The sequence below is a fragment of the Rhizobium sp. BK512 genome, assembly GCF_014194915.1.
Taxonomy (GTDB): domain Bacteria; phylum Pseudomonadota; class Alphaproteobacteria; order Rhizobiales; family Rhizobiaceae; genus Rhizobium.
In genome coordinates this window covers 188,916-214,771 of record NZ_JACIAS010000009.1, presented here as the reverse complement: position 1 = coordinate 214,771, position 25,856 = coordinate 188,916, and the positions used below count along the sequence as shown (strand labels likewise).

Annotated in this window: 27 protein-coding genes; 13 read left to right on the top strand and 14 right to left on the bottom strand. The window is 61.7% G+C overall.

What is annotated here, in order from left to right; translation table 11 throughout:
* On the top strand, window positions 1–609 hold the full coding sequence (locus FHX06_RS28535) for a conjugal transfer protein TraH (RefSeq protein WP_210300651.1): 609 nt from the start codon (window positions 1–3) through the stop codon (window positions 607–609).
* A gap of 28 nt (window positions 610–637) precedes the next feature.
* On the opposite strand, the gene FHX06_RS28530 is transcribed toward FHX06_RS28535, so the two are convergent.
* A complete protein-coding gene (locus FHX06_RS28530) occupies window positions 638–1,336 on the bottom strand; it encodes an autoinducer binding domain-containing protein (protein WP_113207824.1) in 699 nt (232 codons plus the stop codon).
* A gap of 374 nt (window positions 1,337–1,710) precedes the next feature.
* Between FHX06_RS28530 and FHX06_RS28525 the strand changes: the two genes are divergently transcribed.
* The 7 genes from FHX06_RS28525 to FHX06_RS28495 all read left to right on the top strand — a co-directional run bounded on the left by FHX06_RS28525 (window position 1,711) and on the right by FHX06_RS28495 (window position 8,089).
* Window positions 1,711–2,757 carry an ABC transporter substrate-binding protein gene (locus FHX06_RS28525; RefSeq protein WP_113207823.1) on the top strand — a complete coding sequence of 349 codons (1,047 nt, stop codon included), beginning with the start codon at window positions 1,711–1,713 and terminating at the stop codon, window positions 2,755–2,757.
* A gap of 9 nt (window positions 2,758–2,766) precedes the next feature.
* The gene (locus FHX06_RS28520) at window positions 2,767–3,666 is read left to right on the top strand and encodes an ABC transporter permease (RefSeq protein ID WP_409564439.1); all 900 of its coding nucleotides are present in this window, start codon (window positions 2,767–2,769) and stop codon (window positions 3,664–3,666) included.
* The gene (locus FHX06_RS28515; protein ID WP_112543697.1) at window positions 3,663–4,466 is read left to right on the top strand and encodes an ABC transporter permease; all 804 of its coding nucleotides are present in this window, start codon (window positions 3,663–3,665) and stop codon (window positions 4,464–4,466) included. Before FHX06_RS28520 ends, FHX06_RS28515 begins: the two co-directional genes overlap by 4 nt.
* Window positions 4,463–5,545 carry an ABC transporter ATP-binding protein gene (locus FHX06_RS28510; protein WP_113207821.1) on the top strand — a complete coding sequence of 361 codons (1,083 nt, stop codon included), beginning with the start codon at window positions 4,463–4,465 and terminating at the stop codon, window positions 5,543–5,545. The genes FHX06_RS28515 and FHX06_RS28510 overlap by 4 nt, the downstream gene beginning before the upstream one ends.
* A 112-nt stretch (window positions 5,546–5,657) precedes the next feature.
* Entirely contained in the window at window positions 5,658–6,521 is an 864-nt protein-coding gene (locus FHX06_RS28505; RefSeq protein ID WP_183881685.1) for a TauD/TfdA dioxygenase family protein, read from the top strand.
* A gap of 24 nt (window positions 6,522–6,545) precedes the next feature.
* Complete coding sequence (locus FHX06_RS28500) at window positions 6,546–7,199, top strand: RraA family protein (protein ID WP_183849176.1); 654 nt, start codon at window positions 6,546–6,548, stop codon at window positions 7,197–7,199.
* Window positions 7,196–8,089 (top strand): carbon-nitrogen hydrolase family protein, encoded by an 894-nt coding sequence (locus FHX06_RS28495; RefSeq protein ID WP_183881683.1) that lies wholly within the window; start codon window positions 7,196–7,198, stop codon window positions 8,087–8,089. Before FHX06_RS28500 ends, FHX06_RS28495 begins: the two co-directional genes overlap by 4 nt.
* Before the next feature lie 65 nt (window positions 8,090–8,154).
* Here FHX06_RS28495 and FHX06_RS28490 read toward each other — a convergent pair whose 3' ends face one another.
* Window positions 8,155–8,418 carry a DUF982 domain-containing protein gene (locus FHX06_RS28490; RefSeq protein ID WP_112543692.1) on the bottom strand — a complete coding sequence of 88 codons (264 nt, stop codon included), beginning with the start codon at window positions 8,416–8,418 and terminating at the stop codon, window positions 8,155–8,157.
* Between the two features lie 632 nt (window positions 8,419–9,050).
* Here FHX06_RS28490 and FHX06_RS28485 point away from each other — a divergent pair.
* The 3 genes from FHX06_RS28485 (at window position 9,051) to FHX06_RS28475 (ending at window position 11,991) form a co-directional block, all read left to right on the top strand.
* Window positions 9,051–10,127 carry an ornithine cyclodeaminase gene (locus FHX06_RS28485; protein WP_112543691.1) on the top strand — a complete coding sequence of 359 codons (1,077 nt, stop codon included), beginning with the start codon at window positions 9,051–9,053 and terminating at the stop codon, window positions 10,125–10,127.
* A complete protein-coding gene (locus tag FHX06_RS28480; protein ID WP_183881681.1) occupies window positions 10,115–11,461 on the top strand; it encodes an MmgE/PrpD family protein in 1,347 nt (448 codons plus the stop codon). The genes FHX06_RS28485 and FHX06_RS28480 overlap by 13 nt, the downstream gene beginning before the upstream one ends.
* A gap of 197 nt (window positions 11,462–11,658) precedes the next feature.
* Entirely contained in the window at window positions 11,659–11,991 is a 333-nt protein-coding gene (locus tag FHX06_RS28475) for a hypothetical protein (RefSeq protein WP_112543689.1), read from the top strand.
* A gap of 459 nt (window positions 11,992–12,450) precedes the next feature.
* Here FHX06_RS28475 and FHX06_RS28470 read toward each other — a convergent pair whose 3' ends face one another.
* Both FHX06_RS28470 and FHX06_RS36215 read right to left on the bottom strand, forming a co-directional pair.
* Complete coding sequence (locus tag FHX06_RS28470; protein WP_183881679.1) at window positions 12,451–13,842, bottom strand: amidohydrolase family protein; 1,392 nt, start codon at window positions 13,840–13,842, stop codon at window positions 12,451–12,453.
* Between the two features lie 15 nt (window positions 13,843–13,857).
* Window positions 13,858–14,556, bottom strand: a complete 699-nt coding sequence (locus FHX06_RS36215; RefSeq protein WP_162710060.1) for a winged-helix domain-containing protein — start codon at window positions 14,554–14,556, stop codon at window positions 13,858–13,860.
* A 199-nt stretch (window positions 14,557–14,755) separates the two neighbouring features.
* On the opposite strand from FHX06_RS36215, the gene FHX06_RS28460 reads away from it, so the two are divergent.
* Both FHX06_RS28460 and FHX06_RS28455 read left to right on the top strand, forming a co-directional pair.
* On the top strand, window positions 14,756–15,457 hold the full coding sequence (locus FHX06_RS28460) for a response regulator transcription factor (protein WP_112543686.1): 702 nt from the start codon (window positions 14,756–14,758) through the stop codon (window positions 15,455–15,457).
* Between the two features lie 125 nt (window positions 15,458–15,582).
* The gene (locus FHX06_RS28455; protein WP_162710059.1) at window positions 15,583–16,281 is read left to right on the top strand and encodes an autoinducer binding domain-containing protein; all 699 of its coding nucleotides are present in this window, start codon (window positions 15,583–15,585) and stop codon (window positions 16,279–16,281) included.
* Between the two features lie 269 nt (window positions 16,282–16,550).
* Here FHX06_RS28455 and trbI read toward each other — a convergent pair whose 3' ends face one another.
* From trbI to trbB, 10 genes are read right to left on the bottom strand one after another with little or no spacing between them, the layout of a single operon-like run.
* Entirely contained in the window at window positions 16,551–17,864 is a 1,314-nt protein-coding gene (gene trbI / locus FHX06_RS28450) for an IncP-type conjugal transfer protein TrbI (RefSeq protein WP_112543684.1), read from the bottom strand.
* Between the two features lie 10 nt (window positions 17,865–17,874).
* Window positions 17,875–18,303 (bottom strand): conjugal transfer protein TrbH, encoded by a 429-nt coding sequence (locus tag FHX06_RS28445; protein WP_183849186.1) that lies wholly within the window; start codon window positions 18,301–18,303, stop codon window positions 17,875–17,877.
* Window position 18,304: 1 nt separating this feature from the next.
* Complete coding sequence (trbG, locus tag FHX06_RS28440) at window positions 18,305–19,132, bottom strand: P-type conjugative transfer protein TrbG (RefSeq protein ID WP_183881677.1); 828 nt, start codon at window positions 19,130–19,132, stop codon at window positions 18,305–18,307.
* A gap of 14 nt (window positions 19,133–19,146) precedes the next feature.
* Window positions 19,147–19,806, bottom strand: a complete 660-nt coding sequence (trbF, locus tag FHX06_RS28435) for a conjugal transfer protein TrbF (RefSeq protein ID WP_183849190.1) — start codon at window positions 19,804–19,806, stop codon at window positions 19,147–19,149.
* Between the two features lie 10 nt (window positions 19,807–19,816).
* Complete coding sequence (gene trbL / locus FHX06_RS28430) at window positions 19,817–20,983, bottom strand: P-type conjugative transfer protein TrbL (protein WP_183881774.1); 1,167 nt, start codon at window positions 20,981–20,983, stop codon at window positions 19,817–19,819.
* Window positions 20,984–21,012: 29 nt separating this feature from the next.
* Window positions 21,013–21,804 carry a P-type conjugative transfer protein TrbJ gene (trbJ, locus tag FHX06_RS28425; RefSeq protein WP_112543679.1) on the bottom strand — a complete coding sequence of 264 codons (792 nt, stop codon included), beginning with the start codon at window positions 21,802–21,804 and terminating at the stop codon, window positions 21,013–21,015.
* Window positions 21,791–24,223 (bottom strand): conjugal transfer protein TrbE, encoded by a 2,433-nt coding sequence (locus FHX06_RS28420; protein WP_112543678.1) that lies wholly within the window; start codon window positions 24,221–24,223, stop codon window positions 21,791–21,793. The genes trbJ and FHX06_RS28420 overlap by 14 nt, the downstream gene beginning before the upstream one ends.
* 6 nt (window positions 24,224–24,229) lie before the next feature.
* On the bottom strand, window positions 24,230–24,529 hold the full coding sequence (locus FHX06_RS28415; RefSeq protein WP_112543677.1) for a conjugal transfer protein TrbD: 300 nt from the start codon (window positions 24,527–24,529) through the stop codon (window positions 24,230–24,232).
* A complete protein-coding gene (locus FHX06_RS28410; protein ID WP_183849198.1) occupies window positions 24,526–24,897 on the bottom strand; it encodes a TrbC/VirB2 family protein in 372 nt (123 codons plus the stop codon). The genes FHX06_RS28415 and FHX06_RS28410 overlap by 4 nt, the downstream gene beginning before the upstream one ends.
* Window positions 24,887–25,846, bottom strand: a complete 960-nt coding sequence (trbB, locus tag FHX06_RS28405; RefSeq protein WP_112543675.1) for a P-type conjugative transfer ATPase TrbB — start codon at window positions 25,844–25,846, stop codon at window positions 24,887–24,889. The genes FHX06_RS28410 and trbB overlap by 11 nt, the downstream gene beginning before the upstream one ends.
* Window positions 25,847–25,856: the final 10 nt, after the last annotated feature.

Below are 25,856 nucleotides of genomic sequence, written 5' to 3'. Positions count from 1 at the left end.
ATGGACGCCAGCCTGATTGCGCAATGTGCCGACCCTACTTTGACACCTGCCGTCGTCGAGCATTTTCTGGCGGCAGCAGGATCTGCGGATCCGCTCGCGGTCACGGTCATGTCCGGAGACCGGCTACTGGTGCTGCCAAAGCCGGCCGATATCGGCCAGGCGATATCCCTGGTGCGCCAGTATGCCGGTCACGCCGTCGTCAGGGTCGGCGTAACGCAGATGCCGGCCGGACTTGGCGCGAGGCAGGTCGAGGAGATCGATGCGGATCTTTTCGACCCGTGCCAGAACCTGAAGCGCGGCTCGGGCCTTTTCAGCCATGTGATGCGCGTCGTTGCGGCTTGGTATGGAAATCCGCAAGGAAGGGAAGCGTCCCGGTTGATCTTCGAGGACGCGGTGCTTTCGTGGAAATCCGGATATTTCGAGGGTTTGAAGGTTTTCGAGGGCGTCAAAACAGCCGAGCGTGCACCGGCAAAAGCACTCGCTCCCGACGAAGACGCCAGTCGCCAACCGGCCCCTCCCCTGGCGCCGACAGATGATCCTCTGCGTGAGGGCGACATCGGTGGCGCGGTCATGCGTGTGGACCTCTCCAGGCTTGACGAAAGACGCTAGAGCCCATCTTGGGGCACGGGCTCGTGCCTCAGATCAATCCGAATTCCTTGGCGAGTGCCGTTGCCTGCGGCAACGTGGTCGCCCCCAGTGCTGCCTTGGCGTTTCGAAGATGGAAGACCACATTGGCGTAGGCCATGTTCTCGATGACGGCGATTGCTTCCATCGACTTGCCCTCCGCCGACCAGCGCAGACAGCAAAGTTCTTCGAGCTTCAGCCTGATATCGGGCCTGGTCGTAGTGTGAAGCTTGAGCATGCTGAGGCGGACGTGGAGCTGCGCGATCGTTGCGGCGGCGATAACGGGATCGAGGCCGGGTAGCTGACTGGCGTCGCCTTCGCCCGAGGCCAGTGTAAACAATGCAAGACCGCCATAGCCGGTATGCACCGGGATGGTGAGGCCGGACCGGATCCCGAACTCGACCGCTTCGGCCATGAACCGGCGCTGCTCTTTGGCACCGTCGAAGGTCGTGCTCGACCAACGGAAGGCTTTCATCCCTGCTCTGGCGCCCCGGATCGCCGGATCGACATGGGCGTAACATCGCTCGAGATATCGCCTTTGCCATTCGGAAGGATAGTTGGAAAGCGCCGCCGCGTGATCGGCACGAAGGACGAGATAGGAATATAAAGTAAAGCCCGCCTCAGCGGTCAGCCGCGCAAGGACCGATGTGGCACTGACTTCGTCACGGGCAAGAGAAAGCCCTTCCGTCAACCTGTCGAACCAGATCTCCATCGTCGCGTCCCTCACTGACGCTGCACCCGGGCCCCTTGCAACAGCATAGGATGTTTTTCGTCAAAATTGCAACCTCTGATACCGAGGGGGAGACCTCAGTCCGGCGTTGAAAGCTCGACGGGCCCGTCACCACCGCCTGCGTCGCGCGACGCCGACGGCTGTTGTCCGCTCAAGGCGGAAGCACGCGGGGATGCTCATGTGATGTCACAGGCTGCGTTCTTCTTCGCCGCATGGGGCGCTCGGCCGCAGTCCTGCTGCTTCGAGCCTCTGTTATCAATGGAGATCAGCCGTTAATTCCTGGCGGTTCCGATTAGACCAGTGGAGTCCGTACCGTCACTCTTTTTCCGGGAACTCATCCAACCGGGAGAACAGACGTGCCGACCATCCAGTCCTCAGCCATATTCTATGCAGCCCTGGCGATCTGCCTGCCTGAGCTTGCCAATGCCGAGACACTTGTCGTCAACAGTTATGGCGGCCCCTATGAAGCGATCATCCGGCAGGCCATTATCGAGCCCTTCGAACGCAAGACCGGCATCGATGTCGTCTACGATGCTGTCGGCTCTGCTTCCCAGGACTACGCCAAGATCAAGGCGAGCGATGGACATCCGGGTTTCGATGTCGTCGTCATGACGGCCTCCCAGTCGCTGCAGGGCTGCCGCGACGGTTTGCTGGACAAGCTGGACGTCTCCGAGATCCCCAATCTCGGGTCGCTGACGCGAAGCCTTCAGAACGCCGCCGGCCCCTGCGGCGCCGTGCATGAAGTCCAGTACATGGCGCTGCTCTACAGGACCGACAAATTGGCCGCTGCGCCGACGTCCTGGGCCGATCTGCTTTCGCCCGATCTCAAGAAAAAGGTGGTTCTGCCGACCTTCCAGAACATCATGGCCGTCTACCTCCTGGAGATGATGTCCGTCACCGAGGGCGGTGGACTCATCGACAATATCGATCCCGGTTTTGCGGCAATGGCCAAGCTTTCCGGGCAGTCGATCGGCTTCGAGCAGTCTTCCGCCATTCTCGAAAGCTATATCAAGGACGCAACCGTCTGGGCAATGCCGTTCTGGAATGGTCGCGCCCAGCTGCTGGTGGACGAGGGCCTGCCGGTCGACTATGTCCGGCCGAAGGAAGGGACGATCCCGCTTCTGGCGACATTGAACATACCTGCCGGCTCCGAACACAAGGCGGCAGCGAGGTCCTTCATCGATTTCTTTCTCGAAAAGACCAGCCAGGAGGCCTGGGTAGCAGGCTACAAGGTCGGCAGCGCGCGCATGGATATCGAGGTGCCCGAGGCACTTCGCAGCCGCCAGGTCACAACCCCCGAGGCCATGAGATCGCTCCGGCTGCCGGATCTGACGGTGCTGGGCGACAGGCTTGCCGAATGGGGCCAACGATGGGAGCGGGACGTCGTCTCGCAGGCCCGGTGAGGACGTGTCATGACAGTGTTTGTCGCAACCGCCCCGCCCTCACCCGGGCGTCTTTCCGTCCGAGCCACGGCACCGATGCTGCTGGCCCCCTCCTGTCTGCTGCTGACGGTCTTCTTTGCCCTTCCAATGGGCGTGATGATCGGCATGAGCTTTCTCGACAGCCGTTCGCTGACGCCAACATTTGCAAACTACGAGCGCTTCTTCGTTGATGGCCTGTCTCTCGCCGGATTTGCCCGCACAGCCGTCATGTCCGCCCTGGTTGCCGTCGCCGTTACGCTTCTCGGCTATCCCGTGGCCTATTTCCTCGCCCGCTCGCGATCACGCTGGCGCACGCTCGTTTTTGCCCTGGCGCTGACGCCCGAACTCGCAGGCGTCGTCCTGCGCACCTATGGCTGGCTGATCATTCTGGAAGATCGCGGCTTCATCAATGATGTCCTGATCCATGTCGGCCTGATAACGGCGCCTCTTCCCCTGTCGAAAAGCCTGTTTGCCGTCGTCGTCGGGCTTACCCATGTCGTGCTGCCTTTTGGCATCCTGTCGCTGATGACAAGCATCCAGGGCATCGACGTCAACCTGGAACGGGCAGCGCAGATGCTGGGCGCCTCCAGGGCCTCCGTTATGCGCCATATCGTCCTGCCGCTGTCGGTGCCCGGCATCGTCAGCTCGCTGCTGATCAGCTTCACCATGGCGGCCAGCGCCTATGCGACGCCGGCTCTGCTTGGCGGCGCGCGTTTCAAGGTCCTGGCGACGATGATCTCGGAACAGGTCCTGTTCTACATCGACTGGCCGTTTGCAAGCGTCATGGCGATCGCATTGCTGGCGATGATGCTCACCGTTTCGCTTGCCGGACTCGGCCTTGAGGCGCGTCTCAAAAAGCGCCGGTCACAACGAGAGGGAGACGGGAAATGACCAGGACAATCGCATTCGGCTTCTGGCTCACGCTGGCACTGGTGCTGGCCTTCATCACGCTCCCGCTCGTTGTCGTCGTCGCGGCGTCGCTGAGCCCGACCGCGGCCGTGAGCTTTCGGCCATGGGACTGGACGCCGATCTGGTATGGCGGCCTTTTCGACGAGCGCTGGGTCCAGCCTTTCCTGTTGAGCGTCAGGATCGCCGTGCTCGTCGCAGCCATCAGCGGGGTGCTTGGAACCCTCGCAGCCCTCGCCCTCGTCTATGAGCGGGTTGCGGGCTCGAGCGTCATCATGGCGGCGCTGCTATCGCCCCTTTCGGTTCCACAGATCGTCAAGGGGGTGGCAATCGTCCTGTTCCTGTCGATCATCGGCCTGCAGAACCTGCTCGGCACGCCGGCCCTGATTGCAGCCCATGTCGTGCTCGCGCTGCCCTTCGTGATGCGAATGGCGGTTGGCGCGCTCGTAAACTTTGACGATAATCTCGATCGGGCGGCACAGATCCTCGGTGCAAGCAGGGCCCAGCGGCTGTTCTATGTCGTCCTGCCCCTGATCAAGCCGGGTGTGCTGTCGGGCGTGACCTTCGCCTTCATCATCTCGTTCAACAACATTCCGCTGTCGGTCTTCCTGGTGCGCCCCGGAGACACGACTCTGCCGATCGCCGTCATCAATCACCTCGAATACAGCCTCGATCCGATCATGGCGGCCGTCAATGTCGCTTCGATGGTTTTTATCCTCGTGGTGATCCTGGCCTTCGAAAAACTTGGTGGCTTTTCGGCGCAACTTCATGGAGGAAGCAAATGAGCGAATTCGATATCGAACTGCAGCAGGTGAGAAAGTCCTTCGGTCAGGTTTCTGTGGTCCGGGATATCGACCTCCAGATCCCCAAAGGCGAATTCGTCAGTATTCTCGGCCCTTCGGGCTGCGGCAAGACGACCACCCTGAACATGATCGCCGGCTTCAGCATGCCCAGTCGCGGCGATATCCGCATCCGCGGACGCAGCCAGATGAAGGTGCCGCCGGAAAAGCGCAATCTCGGCCTGGTGTTCCAGAACTACGCGCTCTTTCCCCACATGACCGTCGCCGAAAATGTCGGCTTCGGACTGCGCATGCGTGGCGTCGCCCGTCCCGAGATGAAGGCCATTGTCGAGAGCGCGCTTCGCAGTGTCCATCTCGAGGGTTTTTCCGACCGCTATCCCAGGGAGCTCTCCGGCGGACAGCAGCAACGTGTTGCGCTCGCCCGGGCGATCGCGCCCCAGCCCTCGGTGCTGTTGCTCGACGAGCCCCTGTCCAATCTCGACCTCAAGCTGAGGGAGGCCATGCGCGCTGAACTCAAGGAGATCCACGAAAGGCTCGGCATGACATTCGTCTATGTGACGCACGATCAGGAGGAGGCCATGGCCATGTCCGACCGTATCGTCGTCATGGAGGGTGGAACGATCGCCCAGCAGGGCGTACCAGGCGACATCTACCGCCATCCCGCTTCACGCTTCGTTGCCGAATTCATCGGGCAGTCGAACATCCTGCCGGTATCGGCCTATTCCCGGTCAGCGGCGGGCTACAAACTCTCGATAGAAGGTGGTCCGGTCATCCTCGCCGGCGCGGGCGCTGACAGTCCCGCCTCTGTCGGCTTCTGCTCGGTCAGACCCCAGAATGTAAGGCTGGTCGGCGTCGACGACGTGCCGCCCGGCATGAACCGGCTCGAAGCCACGTTGCGGCGGGTGACGGACTTCGGTGCCCATCAGGAACTGGAGGTCGTCATCGGCCTTGGGCACCGGCTGGTCCTGCAGCATCCCCCGATCGCCGCCGGACACGCTCTGGCACCTGGTCAGATGGTGACGCTCGCCGTCAATCCGTCCGATGTGCGCCTCCTGGCAGTCTGAGGGCATCTATCGGTCGTCGCCATCAATCACCGGGCAATGACGTTGGAGCCCGGCACTGAGCAGACGTAGCGTCATGATGACCTCGACAGGGGGCAACAGAAGGAGAATGGAAATGCTGAAGAAAAGACTGAAGGCGGAGCAGGCGCAAAGTAATGTCTGCGCCGACATCGCGGGGTTCGATTTTAACGATTACGATGCACATGATATCGACGAAGTGCGCCACTACTGGCTCACATATGGTGTCCTGCGCTTCAAGAACACACGCATCACCGATGCCGACCAGGTGGCCTTCTCGCGTAATTTCGGCGAGTTCGTCATTCACCCGAAGCAGCTCCAGGAAGGCGGCCATCCGACCCATCCGGAAATCCTCGTCATCAGCAATGCGACGCAGGACGGCAAGCCGACCGGCGCCATGGGCAACAGCGAGGCGACCTGGCATACCGATACCTGGTTTTACGAAAGGCCACCTGCCGGGGCAATTCTTCGTGCCGTCAAGATCCCGCCGTCGGGGGGCGACACCTATTTCCTCTCCACCTACATGGCCTACGAGACGTTGCCGGCTGCCCTGCGAAAGCTCGTCGACGGCCGGCAGATCTTCTTCCAGAACGTCTATGACAAGACCGGCAAGCTCAGGCTTGGAAAGACCGAGCCGACGAGCAAGGATTTCCGCGAATGGAGCGGCATGGTCCATCCGCTTGTGCGCACCCATGGCGAAACCGGCAGAAAGGCACTCTATCTCGGCGGCACCGCCGACAAGGCCTGGATCGTCGGCATGCCGCTCGACGAGAGCGAGGCGCTGCTGGCCGAGCTTTGGGATCACACCACCAATGAGCAGGAGGTCTTCGTTCAGCAATGGGAGGAGGGCGACATCATGATGTGGGACAACCGATGCACGATGCATCGGCGCGATTCCTTCGACCCGGCGTCGATCCGCATCATGCACCGCACGACCACGTCCGGCGAACGCCCCATCTGACATCGTTTCAGGAAAGACCGTGACATGACACCCTTCTACCGGGCCCATGAACACCTGCTAAGCCTACCCCCGGATCTCCTCGACATGCTTCCGGCCGTCGAAACCGCCACGATCGGACATGTGGAGCATCTGGGCTTCGTGGGTGACAATGTCCGTCCCGTCTTTCCCTGCCGGGCGTTCGGCCCGGCCTTGACCGTCGCGGCGCCAGGCCGCGACGGCACCATCATCTACCGGGCAATCGACATGCTGAGACCGGGAGACATGCTGGTCATTTCGCGGGTCGATCGCGACGAAATCGCCTGCGTCGGCGGCGGCGTGGCGACGGCCGCAAAGGCGAAAGGCGCCAGCGGTATCGTCATCGACGGGCCCTGTACCGATATCGAGGAGATCGCTGCGCTCGGCCTGCCCGTCTGGTGCCGCGGTGTATCGTCGCGCACGACAAACCGGGCCGTCTCCGTCGGCGGCTCGATCAATGTTCCGATCGCCTGCGGGACGGCGGCAATCCTGCCCGGTTATGCGGTTCTCGCCGATAGTGAAGGCGTCTTCGCCGCCGAAGTCGAGCGCATGCGCGAACTGGCGGACCTGGCGATTGCCCGCCAGCGGCGGTCGGCTGTGCTGCGCAAGCACCTTGCCGCCGGCCGCTCCATCTTTGCCTTCGAGCATGAGGACCTTGCATGAAAATCTCGATGATCCAGCTGAATTCCCGCCCCGACCGCGCCTATAATCTCGCCGAGGCCCGGCGCCTGATGCTGAAGGCCGTCCAGAAGGAAAAACCGGATCTGATCGTGCTGCCGGAACATTTCGACTGGACAGGGGGAACGGTGGCCGAGAAGACGGCCGCTGCCGATCTCGTGCCCGGCGGGCGGGCCCACCAGATGATCCAGCGCTTCGCTGCCGAACATGGGGTTGCGATCCATGCCGGCAGCATATTGGAAAGCGTGCCGGGCCATGACCGGATCTTCAATACGAGCGTCATCTTCGATGCCAATGGAAGCCAGATCGGAACATACAGGAAGGTCCATCTCTTCGACATCATCGCCCCGGATGGGAAACGCTACGCCGAATCGGAGACGGTTGCGCCCGGCAACCAGCTGCTGATCTACGAGCTCCGCGGATTCAGGATTGCCTGCTGCATCTGCTATGATCTGCGTTTCTCGCGATTGTTCGATCGACTGGCAGCCGAGAAAGCAGACGTCTTCATCCTGCCGGCAGCCTTCACGACACAGACCGGGAAATTTCATTGGGAGGTCCTTTGCCGCGCGCGCGCCATCGAGTTCCAGGCTTTCATGGTCGCCTGCGGTCAATGCGGGTCCTACACGACGCCTGCGGGCGAGGAACGGCACATGTTTGGGAATTCGATGATCTGCGATCCCTGGGGACAGATCCTGGTGCGAGCGCAGGACACGCCCGGCGTCTTCAGTGCCCGAATCGACCCTGACCGCTTGCGGCAGGTGCGATCGTGGATTCCCATGGAGGCACACCGTCTCGATCTTGACGTCTTTCCGGTTGCGACGGCCAAGGCCGGTCCGAAGCGCGAACTGTTGGTCGCAACGCAAGACAAGTCTTAGAACCGATCCAGTCCCGGTGACGCGTCTGGATCGGAACTTCTGCGGAGCAACCCGCCGAACGCGGATCAATGGACGATCGAAAATGCCGTAATGCCCGCCTCGCCGGCGGCGCGAATAAGACGTTTGCGGAATTCGGCCGGCTCGATCTCGCCGCTGATTGCGTCCGCGCAGGCCTTGACCGCAGTCTTATATTCCTCGCCGTCGTCGGACGGCCAGTCTCGAAGGAGAGTGGCTGCCGCATCACCAAGGGTGCGAATGATCCTGCTGCGTCGACGGTCTGCGAAAACCAGGCCGATGGGAGCAAACTCCGTCATCCTGTTCCAGGTCATGGCTCTCTCTCCGAAGCGCAATACTGCTCGAGCCCACGCCACGATCTCATCGAGGGTCATGACGACGGGTTTCAAATTGCACGGCTCTCGAATGGCGAGCCAGCAAAGGGTGGCTCAATGCGCGAGCCTCTTGAAATGGGTCTCAAGCCTTGAAGCGAGCTCGGGCGAGCGTCAGGATAGCGTACGAATGCTCGATATCAATTCATCCAAAGGGGCTAACGTCCACCCATGTTCCCCCACCAGTGCCTGGCTTTGACAAAGGGCGAGTGTCTTGATGAAAGCTGGACGGTGATCGATGTCGGCGGCCGGGGTCTTCACGGCGACCACTTTCCTATCATAGGGCGCCGACGCCCAACACATGTCACTGCCATGATTAGGTGCCAAAGCCTTTGCCGCACGGACCTGAAGCCAGTCGAAGCGAGTGGCCCAGTTTCCTGTCCACGTGACGGGCGGCAGACATATCGTGTCACCTGTTTGCGGCTGCGGACGCAAACGTCATCGAATTGTTTCCCGCTTGTTGCCAAACAAGCGGGCGGCAAACCCAAACGTCTCCGAATATTCACCCGCAGAAGTCGCTTAAATCCATAGACTGCACGCTCCTACACCAGGGTCGAGCAGAGGAGGAGACGACGATGGATGCAACCGCCAACATAACCTATTTGAAGGCAGCCGATCTGGAGGCGACCCAGCAGGCGCTGACGATGGGAGAAATTCATCAGGCCGTATCGCGCGCCTGGACCGAAATCCGCTCTGGCCAAGCGCGCGGCGGAAAGGCGGTGCTTTCCCTTGGCGAAGAGGAGTTCTGGTCGACGCCCGACTTTGCCGCCTTCAGGGAAGAATTTGCCGACGAACGGCTCGGCTGGAAATTGTCATCCCTCTACAGCGTCAGCTCGACGCATGGCGGGGTGAAGATCATCGGAGCGAATGCCTTCAATCGACGTCTCGGTCTGCCGAGGTCGACCTCCACCTTCCTGCTTCTCGATAAATATACGTTGCGGCCCATCGCCATTCTGGACGAAACCGGGCTGTCTGCGGCACGCACCGGAACCTATGCCTCGATCGTTGCCGATCGATGCCTTGCCAAGGCCGGCATGGCCCGCGTCTTCCTGATCGGATCCGGGCCGGTCGCCCGTAGCGTCATCCGATCGCTTTCCTGCTCCTGTGGCGACAGGATCGAGCAGATCTTCATCCGCAGTCGCAGGATCGAAAATGCCCGAGCGCTCGCAATCGCTTTGGCAGAAGAGACAAGCATCCCGCTTTCCTGCGTCGAAGACAACCGGATGATGGCCAGCTGCTCGCTCGTCATCACTGCCACGAACGCGCGCCAGCCGGTCTTTGACGACGAGGAGCTGGAAAGACATGCGACCACGCTTCATCTCGGTGGCGACGAAGTCCCGGGCGCATACCTGCAGCGCTGTCTGCGGACCGGCCTCGTCGTCTGCGACGACCTTGCGACGGTTTCGCGCCGCAACTCGCAAAGCATCGCTCTTCATTTTTCGCGAAACGGCCTCTCCTTGGAGAGCATTGGCCCCTTGATCGGCATCCGCTCATTGTCCGAGCCCAAGGAGTGGTACGAGCCTGTCGACGGCCCGACCTGCATTACCTGCGTTGGTCTTGGCGTCCTCGATCTCTTCGTCGCCGAGGCGAGCTACGAGAAATACTGCCGGATCAACGCCGATCGCGATCGGATCGCCGCATGTCTCCCCTGACCCAAATGCTCGCCGAACACGTCTTTGCCGGCCCACGCGATCATTCCGCCGATCTCGTCGATATGGTTCGGCGCTGCGTCCTCGATCTTGTCGGCGCGGCAATTGCCGGATCCGAAAGGGCAAGCGCTGTTGCCGCATGCAATATGGTTGGGCCCGTCTTCGGAGCCGGTAATGCCCGCATATGGCTCGGCGCAACGAGTGCGCCGGGCGGCGCGTTATTGTGCAACGTGATGGCGGCAACCGCGCTCGACATCGACGACGGGCATCGCGCAGCCAGGGGGCATCCCGGAGCAGCGGTCATTCCGACCGCACTCCTGCTTGCCGCCGAGCTCGGCGCCACAGGCTGCGACCTGATGAACGCGATCATCTGCGGCTATGACGTCGGCGTCAGGATTGCGGCTGCGCAGACGGCCGAGGGCATCCGGACCCGTCAGTCGGGGCGATGGGCATCCTTTGCTTCCGCCGCAACGGCCGGGCGCCTACTTCGGCTCGAGCCAGGTCGCCTCGCCCACGCCCTGGCGATCGCCGGCGTGCTTGCGCCAAACCAGCTTGCCAACGGAAGTTCGGGATATTCGCGGATGACCGGCAACGATGTGAAGGAAGGTATCGCCTGGGCGAGCGTTCTTGGCTTGACGGCCGCACGACTTGCCGAAAGCGGCTTCACCGGACCGGTAGACCTCCTCGACCATGGCGACTATTACTACTCCGGCCGGATCGTCGGCTCACTCGGCCAGCGCTGGGAAATAGCCGACACCTATTTCAAGCCCTACGGCTGTTGCCGCTATATCCATCCGGCATTGGACGCCTATCGTGAAATCGCGGGCGACGATATGATCGGTGCTGATGACATCCTCGAGATCGAGGTCCAGACTTTCGCCTGGGCGGGGAGACTGGCCAACCGTACCGATCCGCAGACCCTGGTCGACGTGCAATACAGCCTGCCCTATTGCATGGCACTGATTGCGGTCGACGGCCCACAGGCGCTTGCGCCGGTCGATGAAGGCGTGTTGGGGCGCAGGGAGCTGCAGATGCTGGCGGGCAAGGTCAGGATCAGCATCGAACCTGACCTCGACCGGTCCTTTCCCGCGCAGACGCTTGCGCGGGTGATCCTTCGCACCAGGACGCTCGAGCTTGGGTCTGCCGTTCATACACCACGGGGCGAAAAGACGCGGCCCATGGACTGGAAGGCCATCTGCAACAAGTTCGAGATTGTGACGCGTCATCGCTTGCGGCAGCAAGAACAGCGCCGGATCATCGAGGCGGTCTCGGCCCTGCCCTGCGGCGCTCCGGCGGCGCTGATCGCCGCACTTGAGCCCGCAAGCGCGGTTGCATGAGAAGCGGCGAAAACGGTGCCGTCCAACGGACGGGCCTGTTGAGGACAAGCGTCATCCTGGCCATCAGCGCTCGATACGTTGCAATCGACGAATCTTTGCGCGCTTGACTCTGATCCTTGCAAGAACATAATGAGAACGACGTACAGGTGGGCCGTGAGGTTCCGCCTTGTCCTACGTCCAATCGCATCGCGTGGCCCATGACCAACGACCAACCCCGATACAAGTGGCGCGAAACCTGGCCGGGCGAGGGCAAGCCGGATTTCGTCGGCTATGACGGAAAGGAAATTGTGGGCCGCGTCAGGTTGGACACGACCACTGCGACCAAAACCGGCTTATGGCGCTGGAACGGCGGTTTTGCCTCCTTTGTGAGACGGAGGGTCATGCCGCAGCAGGGGTGGGCGGAGACAGCGCGAGCGGCCTCACGCATGGCTGAGGTACATTACGACAGGTTGAAGGACGTGCATTGCCAGGCGCAGTCGCAAGCGAGTGATGTGCTCTCCACCCAATTTGGCAGCACGGATCACCGATAGACACCATCCTCAGTAGGAGAGCCACGCCTGGCCCGCCACTGCGGCTCGTTTGCTGGTCGGCGACAAGGCGCATCTTTCTTGCATGTGTCGTTCGGCATCCTCTCCGGCCCTGCCCTTGGACCAATCTCGACCGCAGCGCGCCGGCGCCGAAAGCGGCGATAATTAGCCTGGAACATTTCTTCCGCATCCTGGTTGGAGGCCTGGATCGCGCGACAGTTCAATCCTGCGGCCCCGCAGAAATCGCGCGATCCAGTTCCCGTTGCACCCCTTAAATTGCCCGCTTCGGCGGGCTTTTTTCTTTGATCTGAGGGGTTGGACCTCCGGCCTGCGTCGCTTGTCTCATTCGAGAAAAAGATCTGCACGGGAAAACAGGGCGCGAGGCGATCTGGAAATTGCATGTGCCGGCCTGAAGAGCCGAGCGTCTCTCGTCATCGCGGGCCTGGAGCAAGTCCGGGCTCGCTAGCGATCCGTTTCTGGTCTGGGAGCGACAACGATACTGCCGTTCTTGACAACGATCCTGCCCCGGCAAATGACATGACGGACGCGGGCAAGATTGTGGGACTGGCTGATAACGATATCGGCACGCTTTCCGCTTTCAATCATGCCACGGTCGCCAGCGAGCTCCGGAAAGATCCTTGCGACGTTCCCCGTCGCCTTGGCGATAGCAGCGGCCGGCGTCAGGAGCTTGCGGCAAATCATCCGGTGGATCGCTTCCAGGATCATATCCCAATCGCCGCCGCCGAAGTCGGTCGAAATCGTATCGACAAGCCCTGCATCGATGAGGCAGTCAAGATTGTCGGGGCCGTTGCGCCAGCGGGTCGCGATGCAGTCGAGTGTCGAGACATCAATGCCCACGCCGAGGGTGCGAAGCGCGGCAGCCGTTTCCACCGCTTCGGCACGCGTGAACGACGGATGATTGCTGTGGCCGGCGACCATTCTTGCCCTTGGAAACCTTCCGGCAAGTTCGATGAGCTGGGCTGCCGTCGGCGGGGCATTGTGAAAGATCGCCGGCATGCCGGTGCGCGCAGCTTCCGCGGCGATTTCGGCAAGACCCTGACGGGCAAGCGCAACGGACGTCATTACGGTCTTGCGCACGAGGCTTGTTATGCTCTCGATCGCAAAATGCCCTTCAAGCCCGTTCTCCTTCAACAGCGACAACAGGGTTGCGCCGTCGGGATTGGTGTTTGCCTCCAGCCTGCGTCCGAGTGCAGCCTCCTTGAGCTTTCGCGCAAGATTGGGATGGACGACGAGACCGCTGGCTTTCTCGATCGCCTCCGGCAGGAACCGGTAGTCCTGGGCGCCGCCGCCGAGTGTCTGGCCGCCGCCCGCTTCACCGAGCGCCTTGGCACCAGCTTCGAGCAGATGGTCGATCCTTGCGGCGAGGTGACGGGGTGAAAGCCCGCTTCCATCGGCCGCCTGCGCCGCCGCAAGGCTCGCCGGCGTATGGGCCGTGCTGATATGGATGTCGAGCGGATGGGGATGTTGCGCGATGTCGTCGACGTCCTCGGCAAGGGCGAGCCCGCAAACGTTGAGAAGGGTCGTCGTCCCGGATAGAAGATGGCGGTTTTTCTGATAGTCGATTTCCTGACGGTCGAAGGAGGCGGATCCGCTCGGCATCGTCGGGCCGCAGACGCAGCCATGGGCGTGGGCATTGATGAGGCCTGGCAGAACCGTACATCCGGCAGCATCGATCAGCGCATAGTCTTCTGACAGCGACGGCCTCTCCGTCTGGACGACAGCCTCGATGCGGCCCTCGGCAAGAAGCACGCTCGCCCGTTCGAGCGAGGTGACACCGTCACCGGTGATGACACACGCTGCATTGATGATGGCGATCGGACGGATCTGGCTCATGCGTTCAACCCTTCTCTAATCCTTTCCGGCTTCCAGGCCATAGCCAATGCCGCGAACCGTGCGCACGATGTCTGTCTTCATGACCAGGCCAAGCGCCTTGCGCAGTCTGGCGATATGGACATTGACTGTTTTCGGATCGACGAAGACCCCATTCGGCCAGGCAAGGCGAGCAAGCTCGTCACGGCGGAAGACGCGACCCGGCTCGCTCATCATCCGGTGCAAAAGGGCAAATTCGATCGGACCCACATGGACGTCACGCGCGTCATAGATGATGCGATGGGCGCGGGCATCGATGCTCAATCCATCATGGTGGAGCACCTCCGGCCGCTCCTGCTGCGGCATCTGGCGCGCCTCGGTGCCGAGAAGACGGTTTAGCGCACGCAGATAGCGATCGGGCGCTATCGGTCGCATAAAGGCCTCGTCGACGCCCGCTCTCAAGAAGGCTTCAAAGCGGTGTTCGGCCTCGACAGGGACAAGCGTGACAATACGAACATGGTCTGTCGCCGCATCCTCCTTCAGCGCTCTGCACAAATCGATTGCAAACGCGCTCCTGCCGTCGACGATGAGCCCGACGGGCATCTTGTCCCTAATCGCCGCAGCCGTTTCTGCCGAGCTCATGACAAGGTCGGTGGCAAAGCCTTCTGCCTCAAGTATATGTCGAAGAGACAGCGAGAAGTCGGCATCAAGCGAACTTATGACGACGGTGGGTTTCACGACGCAACCACGACAAATCGACATGCTCTCGAGTTCGACAACTCATGGCTGCAGGATGCCACGGAGAGCGTGGGACCGCAAAGGCAATGATGTTAAATTTCGTTTCCTGACGGGCGGGGTCTCCGCTTCCCCGCACAGCGAGGAACATCCTCCCAGATCTGTGACTTGAAGCGGTGGTCTAGTGTGTTTTTCTCCCGCGATGGAAACACGAGAACCAGCCATTCTGGTCGTCACCGAGGACGTCACGCTCGCCAAGCCGATCGTCGATGCGCTGGAGGTTGCAAACTTTCAAAGCAGGGTGGTTCAAACCGCTCTTGCAGCGCATCAGGTCAGCGCCGATCACGGCTTTCTTATCTTCGTCATTGCGACTGGCGATTCAGGCGATCTGAGCGTCGATCTCTGTCGAGACATCCGCAAATCGAGCGCGATACCGATCATTCTCCTTGCCCCGGATGTTCGCCAGCTCGCCGGGATCGATACCGGTGCAGACCATTGCCTGCCAGGCAGTGCCAATCCTCACCATCTGATGGCCGAGGTTCGCGCCTGTTTGCGCGGACTGGAGCGCGGCGAGCGGCAAAGACTGCGCGTGCTGACCTTCGAAGGCTGGCGCGTTGATACCCATCGCCGCGCCGTCACGGCGCCCGACGGATCGAAGGTCAGGCTGCTCGCTGCCGAATTCGATCTCCTGGTCGCCTTCTGCCGGAGCCCTGGAACAGTACTCTCTCGCCGGGTGCTGCTGGAGGCAACCCATATCGGTCTTGGCAGGCCGCTCGAACGCAGCGTCGATGTCCACGTCTGCCGGCTTCGCCGCAAGCTTACGGAGGCCGGCAACGGGGGCGAGCTGATCCAGACCGTGCGTCTTGGCGGCTATGTTCTCGTTTCGCCAATCAACCCTGAATAAGTAAGGGTTCCAATTTGCTTCTCATAGGTGTTTACTTTGGAGCCGCATGCATATGTCCGTTGAGATTTCAGCTTCGGTCGCCGACCTCGCTTGAACGTCGCGGCCGTTTAAGGGAGCGATGTGTCTTGAAGAAGAGACTGGATCATCTGATTGACGTCTTGAGCCTTTCGTCCGATGAACACTCAATACGGCTGGCCTTGTTGACGTTTGCGCAGCAATGCGGCTTCGAGAAGTTCGCCTATGTCAACCTGCGCTACGGCGATACGGAAGCGTTTTCCAACTACCCGCAGGAATGGCAGGAGATCTATCTTTCCAACGACTACCAGCGGATTGATCCGGTCGTCACGGCAGCCAGGCGCGCCTTGAAGCCCTTCTACTGGTCAGCCCCGCCCCAGCGCCCCGAGCCCATGTCGGAAGAGCGCGAATTTTACAAGCACGCCAGTCGGTACGGGATCGTGTCCGGCCTTTCCATCCCGATACGCATCGGCTTCGGTCGAACCGCCATCCTGACGCTCGCCTCGCACCTGCCCGCGTTTAAAGGGGAGGGAATAATCGACGACATACAGGCGATCACGGCCACGACACTCGTCCATGCCAAATTGAAGGGCCGAAGCGTCATGGCCAGGCCACGGGTCCAGTTGTCGGGACGGGAGAAGGAATGCCTCAACTGGGCCGCGCTCGGCAAAACCATACCGGTGACGGCTGACATCCTCGGCATCAACCACCATACCGTTCGCTACTACCTCGGCAAGGCGAGGCGGAAGCTGCGTGCCCACAACACGGTGAACGCAGTCTATCTGGCGGCGCGCCATGGATTGATCTGAGCCATTGGCCGCGGTCTTGAAGGCAGCGTGATGCCGGCCATGGGTATCGCGCCGAAACCTCGGCTGGATGTTGCGTTCGCCGGGGAACGCCTGCCAGACGCCTTATATTCGGCCAGTCGCCAGAAGCCGGTATCAACGACCTTCTCGCGTTGGTCTGACCAGAAAACGGCCAGCCGCTTGCGATCGCCTCTCAGTGCCTTTCGTGTATGAGGTTTGGCTGGACGCCATTCATCTCGAAGACAACCTAGAGGTCAGAGCTGGACATCGAGTCATCTGCTCACCCCTCCGTCGCGCTCGACATAGGCTCCGGGGAAGATGATGTCCTGGTCGACCAGGACATTGAACCTGTAGCCGGGGCGAATTTCGAGGGTTGGCTGCACGTTGAGGTTCCTGTCGATCGTCCGCTCCGCCACGCGACCGAAGCTTTCGGCAAAATTACGCCTTGCCGCGTCCGAGGCCGTGTCCTGGGTCGCCCTGGTCGAGCTTTCCGGCATGGAGGCATCGATGCCGGTGCCGATCAGAGCGATGAGAGCGGCCGCGGTGAACGTGCGGATCGTGTGATTGTTGACGCGGTCGCGAAAGCCGCCATAGCCCTCCGGATCCGAACCTGCCATCCCGCCAATCTGCAGCGTCTGGCCGTTTGGTAAGATCAGATCGGTCCAGACGACCAGCACGCGTGCCTGGCCGAAGGCGACCTTGGAATCATAACGCCCGAAAAGCCTGGCCCCTTGGGGGATCAAGAGCCGGTAGCCGGTCGTGCTGTCGTAGACGTTCTGGCTGACCTGAGCGATGATGCGTCCAGGAAGGTCGGAATTGATGCCCGAGATCAAGGTCGCCGGTATGACCGAACCGCGTTTGAGTTCGAAGGGCGATATCTGCGGCACGACCCTGTTTGGCAGATAGCCGAGCTCCTTAATGTCCTTGTTGAAAAAATCCTCCTTCAAGACCTGCCCGTTCGGATCGGCGTTCTGTGCGAGGGACCCGGCCTGCAGCGCGGCCTGATAAAGATCGAGCGGCCCTGTCTTGGCGCCTTCGCCTGATGGGGCAGAGTTATCGGCCGGCGCGTCACGGGCCTCGGCGTGACTGATGTCGACCTGAAGCGGCGAATCCAATGCGGCGTCGGCAGCCTGCAGGCGCGCCATCCTGCGACGCTGCAGTTCACGCAGATAGCGTTCGCGCCCTTCTCTGGCGAGCCGGGTTTCGAAATCGACCTCCGGCAGCGCCTGCCCCACAGGGTTGGCAAGGCCTGGCTGCTCGGGAGGCCGGCTGGACAAGGTTTCGCGCGCCGGTGCCGGGTCGGCGGCGGCCTTCGGCTCCAACGGACCGACCGGCTGAGCCTCACCGATGATGCCGTCTTCAATGCCGCGCTTCAGCTGGTCGCCATAGGTCGATGCCGGAAGACCGGCGCCCGTGACCGGCGCGGATTGCCTGAAGGGAAATCCGCGCCCGGAGAGACCGAAAATGATCACCGCAGAAAACAGGACCAGCAGGCCGATCGCGATCAGGATCGGCAACCTGTTGAGACGACGCATGGTCTGCGCCTGTTGGCTTTGCGGGCTTCCAAGTTGCAGCGACTGGGCCATGCGAGGCCTCCTATTGCAGTATCATCACGGAGAGTGGGCTTGCCGGCGTGGCCTGAGACCCTGAGACGAGATAGAGCCGGGCAAGCCGCAGCCGCGGCGTCGAAAGACTTGCGAGAAGCTCTGAGCCCGATCGATCAAGACGATAGGCGAGCGCGATTGTCTGTGGCTGCGGCTGCGTGCCGCTTGCGATCCGATAGCCCGATGTCTTGAGAGATGTTGCAAGCGCAATGGCAAAATCTGAGGCCTCGTCTGCAAGCTTCAGCGGGCCGGACGATCGGGGAAGCTGTTCGCTCAGGCGGCTCGCCATGTCGCTTGCAATCAAAGCGGCGACATCGGCCGGCAGCGATGCAGCTGGCGCGTCGGCACTTCCTCCCGCAGTCGACGTCTGGCAGCCGCAGAGGTAGGCGCAATAAAGGATAAGAAGAACAAGGCGGCCCATCTCAGCTGCTCCGGCGGATCGTGATCTTCTGGCGTCGCCACCCGCCCCCCGAGACGAGCACGGCGCGATCGACATTGTAGTCGACCACCATCATGTTCCTTGTCATGCGATAGTTGACGATACGGTTCTTGCCCCCCGACACGATGAAGAGGACGGGTGCATCCTCTCCGGCCACAGAGCGAGGAAACTGGATGTAGGTTTTCAGGCCATCCGAATAGACGCGTGTCGGCTTCCAGGCAGCGCTGCCGCTTACCGAATAGGAAAAGTCGAGCTGGTCGGGAGGCGTTGCCGTGCCGGGCGCTCCCCTGAAGTCAAGGCGCGCGTTTGCCTCGGCGAGTTTTTCGGTGACGTCCTGCGAATAAGAAAAGCCGACCCGGGCCATGTAGCGGCTCGAATGGGACTTCAACTGGATATGATAGGTTCGCCGCGACGTCGTCACTACCATCGATGTCGACAGGCCGGCTTCTGCCGGTTTGACGATCAGATGGATTGCCTGGCCACCGACTGGCCCGGAGGTTGCCGGCTCGACCTTCCATCTGACCGTGTCGCCGACAAGCACGTCGCGCACCACCTCCCCGGTCTCGAGCTCGATGTCGCACACCTGCAGAGGCGAGCAGACGACAAAGGGTTGGCTTTGGCCGTAAAGGAAGATGACTTTTCCGTCGGCCCCCTTGGTGACGAGGCCGGCGCCGTCGCGCCATTGCGAAGACAGGCGCGTCGCCTTCGTCTCGTTGTCGCTCATCGACTGGGCCGGCGCGATCCTTGTGGAGGCGAGCGTTGCGAGCATCGCGCAGCAACCGGCGACCGCTCGATATGTCACGTGTCTCATGGCGTGTCCTCGTTCTATAGCTGTGCGGTCCAGTCGAGATCCTTGAGATAAAGCCCGATCGGATTGAGCCTGATCGTTGCCTCATCCTGGGGGGCGGTGATCGTCACCGTGGCAATCGCGCGAAAACGCCGCGTGCCGGTTTCCTTGCCGCGCCGGTCGCGTTCGAACTCCGTCCAGTCGATCTGGTAGGACTGGTTCGACAGCGCGACGATATTGTTCACCTCGACGGCAATAGTGGCGGCCTTCGCCTTCTCGAAAGGGGAATTGCTGCGAAACCAGGCATTGACTTTCTCGGTCGACGGATCGGCGGTGCGCAGCAGCGCATAGGTCCGGTCGATATATTGCTTTTGAACGACCGCGTCGGGCGTAACCGAACGAAAGCTGGTGACGAAACCACCGAGCGTGGCGCGCACCACACGGGCGTCGGCATATTCGATATGTTCGGGAAAGCCCGCCGAAACCGGCGTGCCCAATCTGTCGACCTCGACAATATAGGGAACAAGCTTGACCTGCGTGCTGAGGAACAAGGCATAGCCCACCCCGACGATTGCAAGAAGAAGCGCAAGCATGGCGACGATGCGCCAGGCTGCTGCCGCCCGCACATATGATCCATACCGCTCGTTCCACTCGTTGCGCGCGGCGAGATAAGGATTTTCCGAAGAGTCTGGCGTCATGGCGAAATCCTCATTTCGATTGGCCCGACCGGAGCGACGACGAAGACGGTCCGGCCGCCCCTGGCCTTGTCTGGTCCAGTTTGGCATTGGCCAGACCAAGCAGGGAACTTGCATGCGCGCCAGGGGCTCCGATCGCCTTGTCCTTCATGGCCGAAGCCGTGGCAGACCCGGCGGCGCCTATACCTTCCGTCAGGCCGCGCATGGCGGCTTCGCTGATCGATGCGCCTTGGGCCCGCGCGGACCCGGCCGCCTCCGCCCCCTTTACAGCGCCGCCGATCATCAGGAATAAGGCGCCCAGGCCAAAGGAGGCAGCCTGGCCGCCATGACGCATCACCTCCATTCCGTTTCCGACCGAGACGCCCTGGACGACGCCCTGGATGATGTTCGGCACATAGATCGCGATGACGAAGACAACGACGGCAATGCCGGCTATGGCAAGCAGCGTCTGGAACTGCTCACCGATCTCCGGGCTGCCGGCAAGCCCGATCAGCACCTCCGATCCGATGCGGGCGATCATCACCAGCGCCATCAGCTTCATGCCGACGCCGAAGGCGTAGACCAGATAGCGGATGGCGAAATCCTTGGTGAAGGATGACCCGCCGAGCCCGAGCATGATCATGCCGGCCAGTAGCCCGATATACATCTCCGCCATGATCGATACGAAGATCGCCGCGACGAGCGAAAAGGCGATGACGACGACGATCATCGCGAAGGCGGCCGCAATCGCCCACACATTGTCCTCGAAGAGGCCAAAGCGGATCTTTTCTGCCATCTTGGCTGCGACAGCGAGCCCCGCATTGAAGATATCGGCCGGCGAGGCATCGCCGCCCGAGGCGCCGATCTGGAAGAGACTGTCGACGACGGCTCTGGCAAAGGCCGGCCCCTGATCGAGAAGGAGCGCGAAAAAGCCGACGAACATGATGCGCCGCACGAGTTCTGCGAACCATTCCTGCAGCGACGGCGCCTGCAGCGCGAGCCAGATCGCAGCAAGGCCGATCTCGATCGAGGCGAGGATCCAGAAGAGCGATCGCGCCGCGTTCAGGACCGTCTGCTCCCACCCCTGCGCCGCCCTGGCGATCTCGTCCTGCAAGGTGGTGATCAGGGCGCCTTCCTGGGCACGAACCGGAACGACGAGAAGCACCAAGATTACCATTGCCGCAACGGCAGGCCGCGTCATGGCAGGCGTTACGAGAGAAGATGGGCGGCTCACCAGCGCGGCTCCATGGTTCGGCCGCCACTCAAGGGCGGAACGGTGCCGCGGAAGAATAGCTCGCGACGCGCCTGCGCCAGATCCCTGTCGGTCTGGTTGGTCTGAAGCCAGGTTCCCATCATCGTGATCTGCTGGGAGACGAGCCCGCGCAGCTTCTGCATCTGGGCGACCTGCTGGGCGGCAATGTCGTGGCCGACCTGAAGCGCCTTCACCTGGCCATCTGCGCTTTCAGACAGCGCGCGAAGCGTTGCCATGGTCGCTTCCTCGCTATCGAACTGCGAGGCCGTGAGGCTGGCAGCACGAAGAGAAGCGGCGATTGTGTCACGATTGGTGTCAGACCAGGCCTGGTAGCTGGTCGAGAAGCTGTCTTCATCTGCAATCCTCGTCTTCAGGCTTGCAAAGCTCGGGAAACGCTGCCGCAGGACATCATCGGCATTGGCCATGGAGAAGGCAACGCCCTGGCCGTCCGCAACGATTCCTCGCAGCTGATTGAGGTCGCTCTCGACCTCGCCCCAGACATGGGCAGGCAAAAGGGCCGTGTTCTGCAACATGTTCTGATAGATCCTCAGCTGGTTTTCGATCTGTTCGGCAAGCTGGGTGATCTGCGTCAGCTGGTTGTCGACCTGAACGCCTGAGCTTTCGAGCAGCTTGATGAGCTCCCCGTTGTTGGCAAGCTGCGTGAATTCGGTCGCAGCTCCGGTCGCAGCCCCTGCCGCGACCGGAAGTGGCCTGCCGGCGGCAAGAAGGATTGAAAGGACGATGGCCAGTCGGTATCTAGATCGTGACATCTGATATCCCTCTCTCCTTGAGCCAGATCGACGGCCAGGCGCTGCCATGCTCCTCGGCCAAGGCGCGGATCCGCTTCAGATCGTCCTTGCCGGAAGCGCCGACGAAGGAGAGCGCCAAGGGGCCGAGGGCCATGTCAAAGAGGCGCCGGCCCTCGGGCGAGACGACGTAGTAGTCGCGTTTGGGGATTGCCGTTGCGACGATCTCCAGCTGGCGCTCGTTAAAGCCGATCCGCTCGTAGAATTGGCGCGTTCCCTGCTCGCGGGCCGAACCGTTCGGCAGGCAGATTTTCGTCTGGCAGCTTTCCTTCAGGACGTCGACAATGCCCGATCTTTCTGCGTCCGAGATCGACTGGGTCGCAAGCACGACGGCGCAATTGGCCTTGCGCAGCACCTTCAGCCACTCGCGGATCTTCTCGCGAAAGGTCGGGTGGCCGAGCATCAGCCAGGCCTCGTCGAGAATGATCAGGCTCGGGGCTCCCGTCAGCCGCGTTTCGATGCGCCGGAAGAGATAGGTCAGGACGGGAAGCAGGGTGCGTTCGCCCATTGCCATCAGCTCTTCGATCTCGAATGTCTGGAAATGCCCGAGCCTCAGTCCGTCGCTCTCGGCATCGAGAAGCTGTCCGAGCGGACCATCAACGGTGAAGTGGTAAAGCGCTTCCTTGATGTCGCGCATTTGCACGCCGCTGACGAAGTCCGACAGCGACCGGCCGGGTGCGCGGGCCATCAGCCCGACCTGGCGGGCAATGGCGTTGCGATGGTCCGGGGTGACGGCAAGACCCTGCAGGCCGACCAGCATTTCGATCCAGCCGCAGGCCCAGGCGCGGTCGGACTCACTCGAAAGCGTCTCCAGCGGGCAAAAACCTGGCGTCCTGACCTCCCCATCGCTGCCGATCTCGTAATGATCGCCGCCTGCCGCAAGCGTGAGCGGCATCATCGAGCCGCCCTTGTCGAAGACGAAGAGCTGCGCCTGCCTGTAGCGCAGAAACTGGGCGCCGATCAGAGCGAGCAATGTCGATTTTCCGGACCCGGTCGGTCCGAAGATCAGGGTGTGCCCGACGTCATCGACATGCAGGTTGAGGCGAAACGGCGTCGAGCCGGAGGCAACCTGCATCAGGGCTGGCGCGTTCTTGTCGTAGAAGGGACAAGGTGCGTTCTGATCGCCCGTCCAGACCGAATTCAACGGCACGAGGTCGGAAAGATTGCGCGTCGTGATCAGCGGCTCGCGAACATTGCAATACCAGTTGCCGGGCAGACTGCCGAGATAGGCGTCGGTGGCGTTGAGCGTTTCGATCCGGGCGCCGAAGCCTTCGGCCTGGATCACGCGGCGAACGCCCTCGGCCTTGTTTTCAAGCCTCTCGACACGATCGTCGAAGAGCACGATGACCGGCGTGTAGTATCCGTAGGCGACAAGCTCTGAGGCAGCCTCGGCAATCGCCTCTTCTGTCTCCGCCACCATCGACAGCGCGTCCTGATCGATGGACCGGCTCTGCGTCTGGAACAGCTGGTCGAAGAACGGCCTGACCTTCTGCTGCCATTTCTTTCTGGTGCGCTCCAGACGATCCCTCGCCTCGCCGGCGTCAAGGAAGATGAAGCGAGAGGACCAGCGATAGGATAGTCCCATCAGGTCGAGATTGTTGAGGATGCCCGGCGAACTTTCCGCCGGCAGCCCGTCGATCGCCACGATCGCGATGTAGCGATTGTCGATCTTCGGCGTCAGACCGTGCTGCAGTTCTCCCGTCACGATGCAGTCGAGGTACATGGGCACGTCCGGAAGGCGGACCGGGTGATTGTCGCCGGTGATGCAGAACCTGATGAACTGCAGGAGATCGTCATATCGGGCGCCATCATGGCTGTCGTTCGACGCGCTTTGCGTCTTCATCCTGCGGATCGACAATGTGATCGAAAGATATTGCTCGATCTCCCGGGCCGCCGTCTGGAAACTGGCAAGGGCGATGTCGGCATGGTTCTGCTTGCGGCTGGCAGCGTCGGAATAGACGTATCGGCTCAGCGTCGAGCGGCGGGGCTCGGGCGGCCTGTAGGTCAGGATGATGGCGTGATGGCTTTCGAAATGACCGCGTTCGGCTTCGAAATGGCGTCGCCGCTCCTCATCGATCGCCCGCGTCACCCGATCGGGAAAATGCGACCGGCCGGCGGGTGCATAATCGTCCGTCGGCAGGCGAATGGCCTCGACCTGGATCATCCATCCGGAGCCGAGCCGTGCCAGCACCTGGTTGATCTGGCGCGCAATCTCGTTGCGCTCGGTCTCGGTCGAACTTTCGCAATCCGGACCGGCGAAATACCAGCCGGCCATCAATGAGCCATCCTTCAACAGGAGGACGCCGTCTGCGACAAGACCGGCATAGGGGACGAGATCGGCAAAGGATGGTCCAGCGTGGCGGAAAGAGCGAAGCGCTACCATGGCCCCTCAGCTCCTTCGCCACGGCGTGGAGGTTGCGCGGTAATAGGCGCGGTAGCGAAGATGGCGCAGATAGACCTTGCGCATCAAGGGATCGGCCTTCGCCATTCGGCGCAGCATACCGACGATCGTAACCCAGATCGCAACGCCGATAATGGCCGAGTAGACCGTCAGAACGACGAAGATGAGGATAATGGCCGCAAGTCCGGTCATGAGGACGAGCTCGCGGTCAGCACCCATCAGCAGGTTTGGCCGCGACAGCGCACGATGAATGCGATTGACGTCAAGTGCAGGGACTGTGGCGGTCATGAGCGCTCCCCTCCCCTCTCCGCTGCTTTCTGATCGATCGACATCGACAGTCCGACCGAGGCGCCCGTAGCGTTGAAAAGGGCAACGATCTGGGTGGCGCCAAGCAGGACGCCGGCGACGAGAACCAGATACATGAGGCGTCGCGCGAAATCGTTGAGTTCGCCGCCGAAGATCAGCATGCCGCCGGCAACCGCAACCGCGGCAAGCGCGATGAACCCTGCAACCGGGCCGGTGATCGATTCCTGGATCTGTTCGAGCGGCGCTTCCCATGGAAGACCGCCGCCGCTGCTTGCAAGGACCGGGTTGCAAAGGCTGATGCCTGCCAGAACGACGAGGCCGGCGAGCCCGACACGATAACTAGGCTGCATGAGGTTCCTCCGTTTCGGATTGGAGATGATAGCTGCCGTTCGAAAACCCCTTCACATGAAGGAGATCTTCAATGCGTCGTCCGGCGCTCGTGCGTTCGATCGAGACGATGAGATCAACCGCCTGGCCGATAACCTCCCGCATCGGTTGACGACTGGCCTCGCCGGTCAGTTGCTCGAGGCGCTGGAGTGCCGAGCGCGCATTGTTGGCGTGAAGGGTGGTGACGCCGCCCGGATGACCGGTATTCCAGGCCTTCAGAAGCGTAAGTGCCGCGCCGTCGCGCACTTCGCCGACGATGATGCGGTCGGGCCGCAGCCGCAGGGTGCTTTTAAGCAGCTGCGCCATGTCGACGTGATCGCTCGTTCGCAACGACAAGACATTGGCCGATGAAGAGCGCAGCTCGCGTGTATCTTCGAGCATGACAAGCCGCTCCTGCGGGCATTGAGCGGCGATTTCAGTCAAGATTGCGTTCGACAGCGTCGTCTTGCCAGACCCGGCACCGCCCGAGACGACGACGTTCAGCCGCGCGCGCACGGCCCGGCGCAAGATCTCCGCCTGGCATTCCTTCATGATGCCGGAGGCCACATAGTCGTCGAGCGCAATCAGCCGTCCGGCGTGTCGGCGGATCGAGAAAGAAGGCGCCGAAACGATGGGAGGCAGCAGGCCTTCGAACCGATGGCCGCCGATCGGCAGCTCCCCGGAAATGATGGGGTGAGCGCGATCGACCTGCGTGTCGAGGACGTGAGCGACGGCCCCGATTACGATCTCGGCCGGCCCTTCGGCCATGCTGCCGGCATGAACGATGCCGGCCCCGAGGCGTTCGATGAACAGGTGACCATCCGAATTGAGCATGATCTCGATGACCGACGGGTCTGAGAGCGCCGTCATGAGCGGCGGGCCGAGCGCCTCCTCCAGCTTGCGCACGAGCCGGGGTAAAGAAAGGGCGTTCATGTCGTCCCCC

Bases quoted from the DNA above. Each gene is read 5' to 3' on its own strand.
- FHX06_RS28410 (WP_183849198.1), bottom strand. From the start codon at position 24,897: ATGCAGCCTAGTTATCGTGTCGGGCTCGCCGGCCTCGTCGTTCTGGCA.
- FHX06_RS28515 (WP_112543697.1), top strand. From the start codon at position 3,663: ATGACCAGGACAATCGCATTCGGCTTCTGGCTCACGCTGGCACTGGTG.
- trbB (WP_112543675.1), bottom strand. From the start codon at position 25,846: ATGAACGCCCTTTCTTTACCCCGGCTCGTGCGCAAGCTGGAGGAGGCG.
- trbJ (WP_112543679.1), bottom strand. From the start codon at position 21,804: ATGTCACGATCTAGATACCGACTGGCCATCGTCCTTTCAATCCTTCTT.
- FHX06_RS28510 (WP_113207821.1), top strand. From the start codon at position 4,463: ATGAGCGAATTCGATATCGAACTGCAGCAGGTGAGAAAGTCCTTCGGT.
- FHX06_RS28530 (WP_113207824.1), bottom strand. From the start codon at position 1,336: ATGGAGATCTGGTTCGACAGGTTGACGGAAGGGCTTTCTCTTGCCCGT.
- FHX06_RS28420 (WP_112543678.1), bottom strand. From the start codon at position 24,223: ATGGTAGCGCTTCGCTCTTTCCGCCACGCTGGACCATCCTTTGCCGAT.
- FHX06_RS28415 (WP_112543677.1), bottom strand. From the start codon at position 24,529: ATGACCGCCACAGTCCCTGCACTTGACGTCAATCGCATTCATCGTGCG.
- FHX06_RS28490 (WP_112543692.1), bottom strand. From the start codon at position 8,418: ATGACCTGGAACAGGATGACGGAGTTTGCTCCCATCGGCCTGGTTTTC.
- FHX06_RS28505 (WP_183881685.1), top strand. From the start codon at position 5,658: ATGCTGAAGAAAAGACTGAAGGCGGAGCAGGCGCAAAGTAATGTCTGC.
- FHX06_RS28460 (WP_112543686.1), top strand. From the start codon at position 14,756: ATGGAAACACGAGAACCAGCCATTCTGGTCGTCACCGAGGACGTCACG.
- FHX06_RS28475 (WP_112543689.1), top strand. From the start codon at position 11,659: ATGACCAACGACCAACCCCGATACAAGTGGCGCGAAACCTGGCCGGGC.
- trbL (WP_183881774.1), bottom strand. From the start codon at position 20,983: ATGACGCGGCCTGCCGTTGCGGCAATGGTAATCTTGGTGCTTCTCGTC.
- trbF (WP_183849190.1), bottom strand. From the start codon at position 19,806: ATGACGCCAGACTCTTCGGAAAATCCTTATCTCGCCGCGCGCAACGAG.
- FHX06_RS28485 (WP_112543691.1), top strand. From the start codon at position 9,051: ATGGATGCAACCGCCAACATAACCTATTTGAAGGCAGCCGATCTGGAG.
- FHX06_RS28535 (WP_210300651.1), top strand. From the start codon at position 1: ATGGACGCCAGCCTGATTGCGCAATGTGCCGACCCTACTTTGACACCT.
- FHX06_RS28500 (WP_183849176.1), top strand. From the start codon at position 6,546: ATGACACCCTTCTACCGGGCCCATGAACACCTGCTAAGCCTACCCCCG.
- FHX06_RS28480 (WP_183881681.1), top strand. From the start codon at position 10,115: ATGTCTCCCCTGACCCAAATGCTCGCCGAACACGTCTTTGCCGGCCCA.
- FHX06_RS28470 (WP_183881679.1), bottom strand. From the start codon at position 13,842: ATGAGCCAGATCCGTCCGATCGCCATCATCAATGCAGCGTGTGTCATC.
- FHX06_RS28520 (WP_409564439.1), top strand. From the start codon at position 2,767: ATGACAGTGTTTGTCGCAACCGCCCCGCCCTCACCCGGGCGTCTTTCC.
- trbG (WP_183881677.1), bottom strand. From the start codon at position 19,132: ATGAGACACGTGACATATCGAGCGGTCGCCGGTTGCTGCGCGATGCTC.
- FHX06_RS28445 (WP_183849186.1), bottom strand. From the start codon at position 18,303: ATGGGCCGCCTTGTTCTTCTTATCCTTTATTGCGCCTACCTCTGCGGC.
- trbI (WP_112543684.1), bottom strand. From the start codon at position 17,864: ATGGCCCAGTCGCTGCAACTTGGAAGCCCGCAAAGCCAACAGGCGCAG.
- FHX06_RS28495 (WP_183881683.1), top strand. From the start codon at position 7,196: ATGAAAATCTCGATGATCCAGCTGAATTCCCGCCCCGACCGCGCCTAT.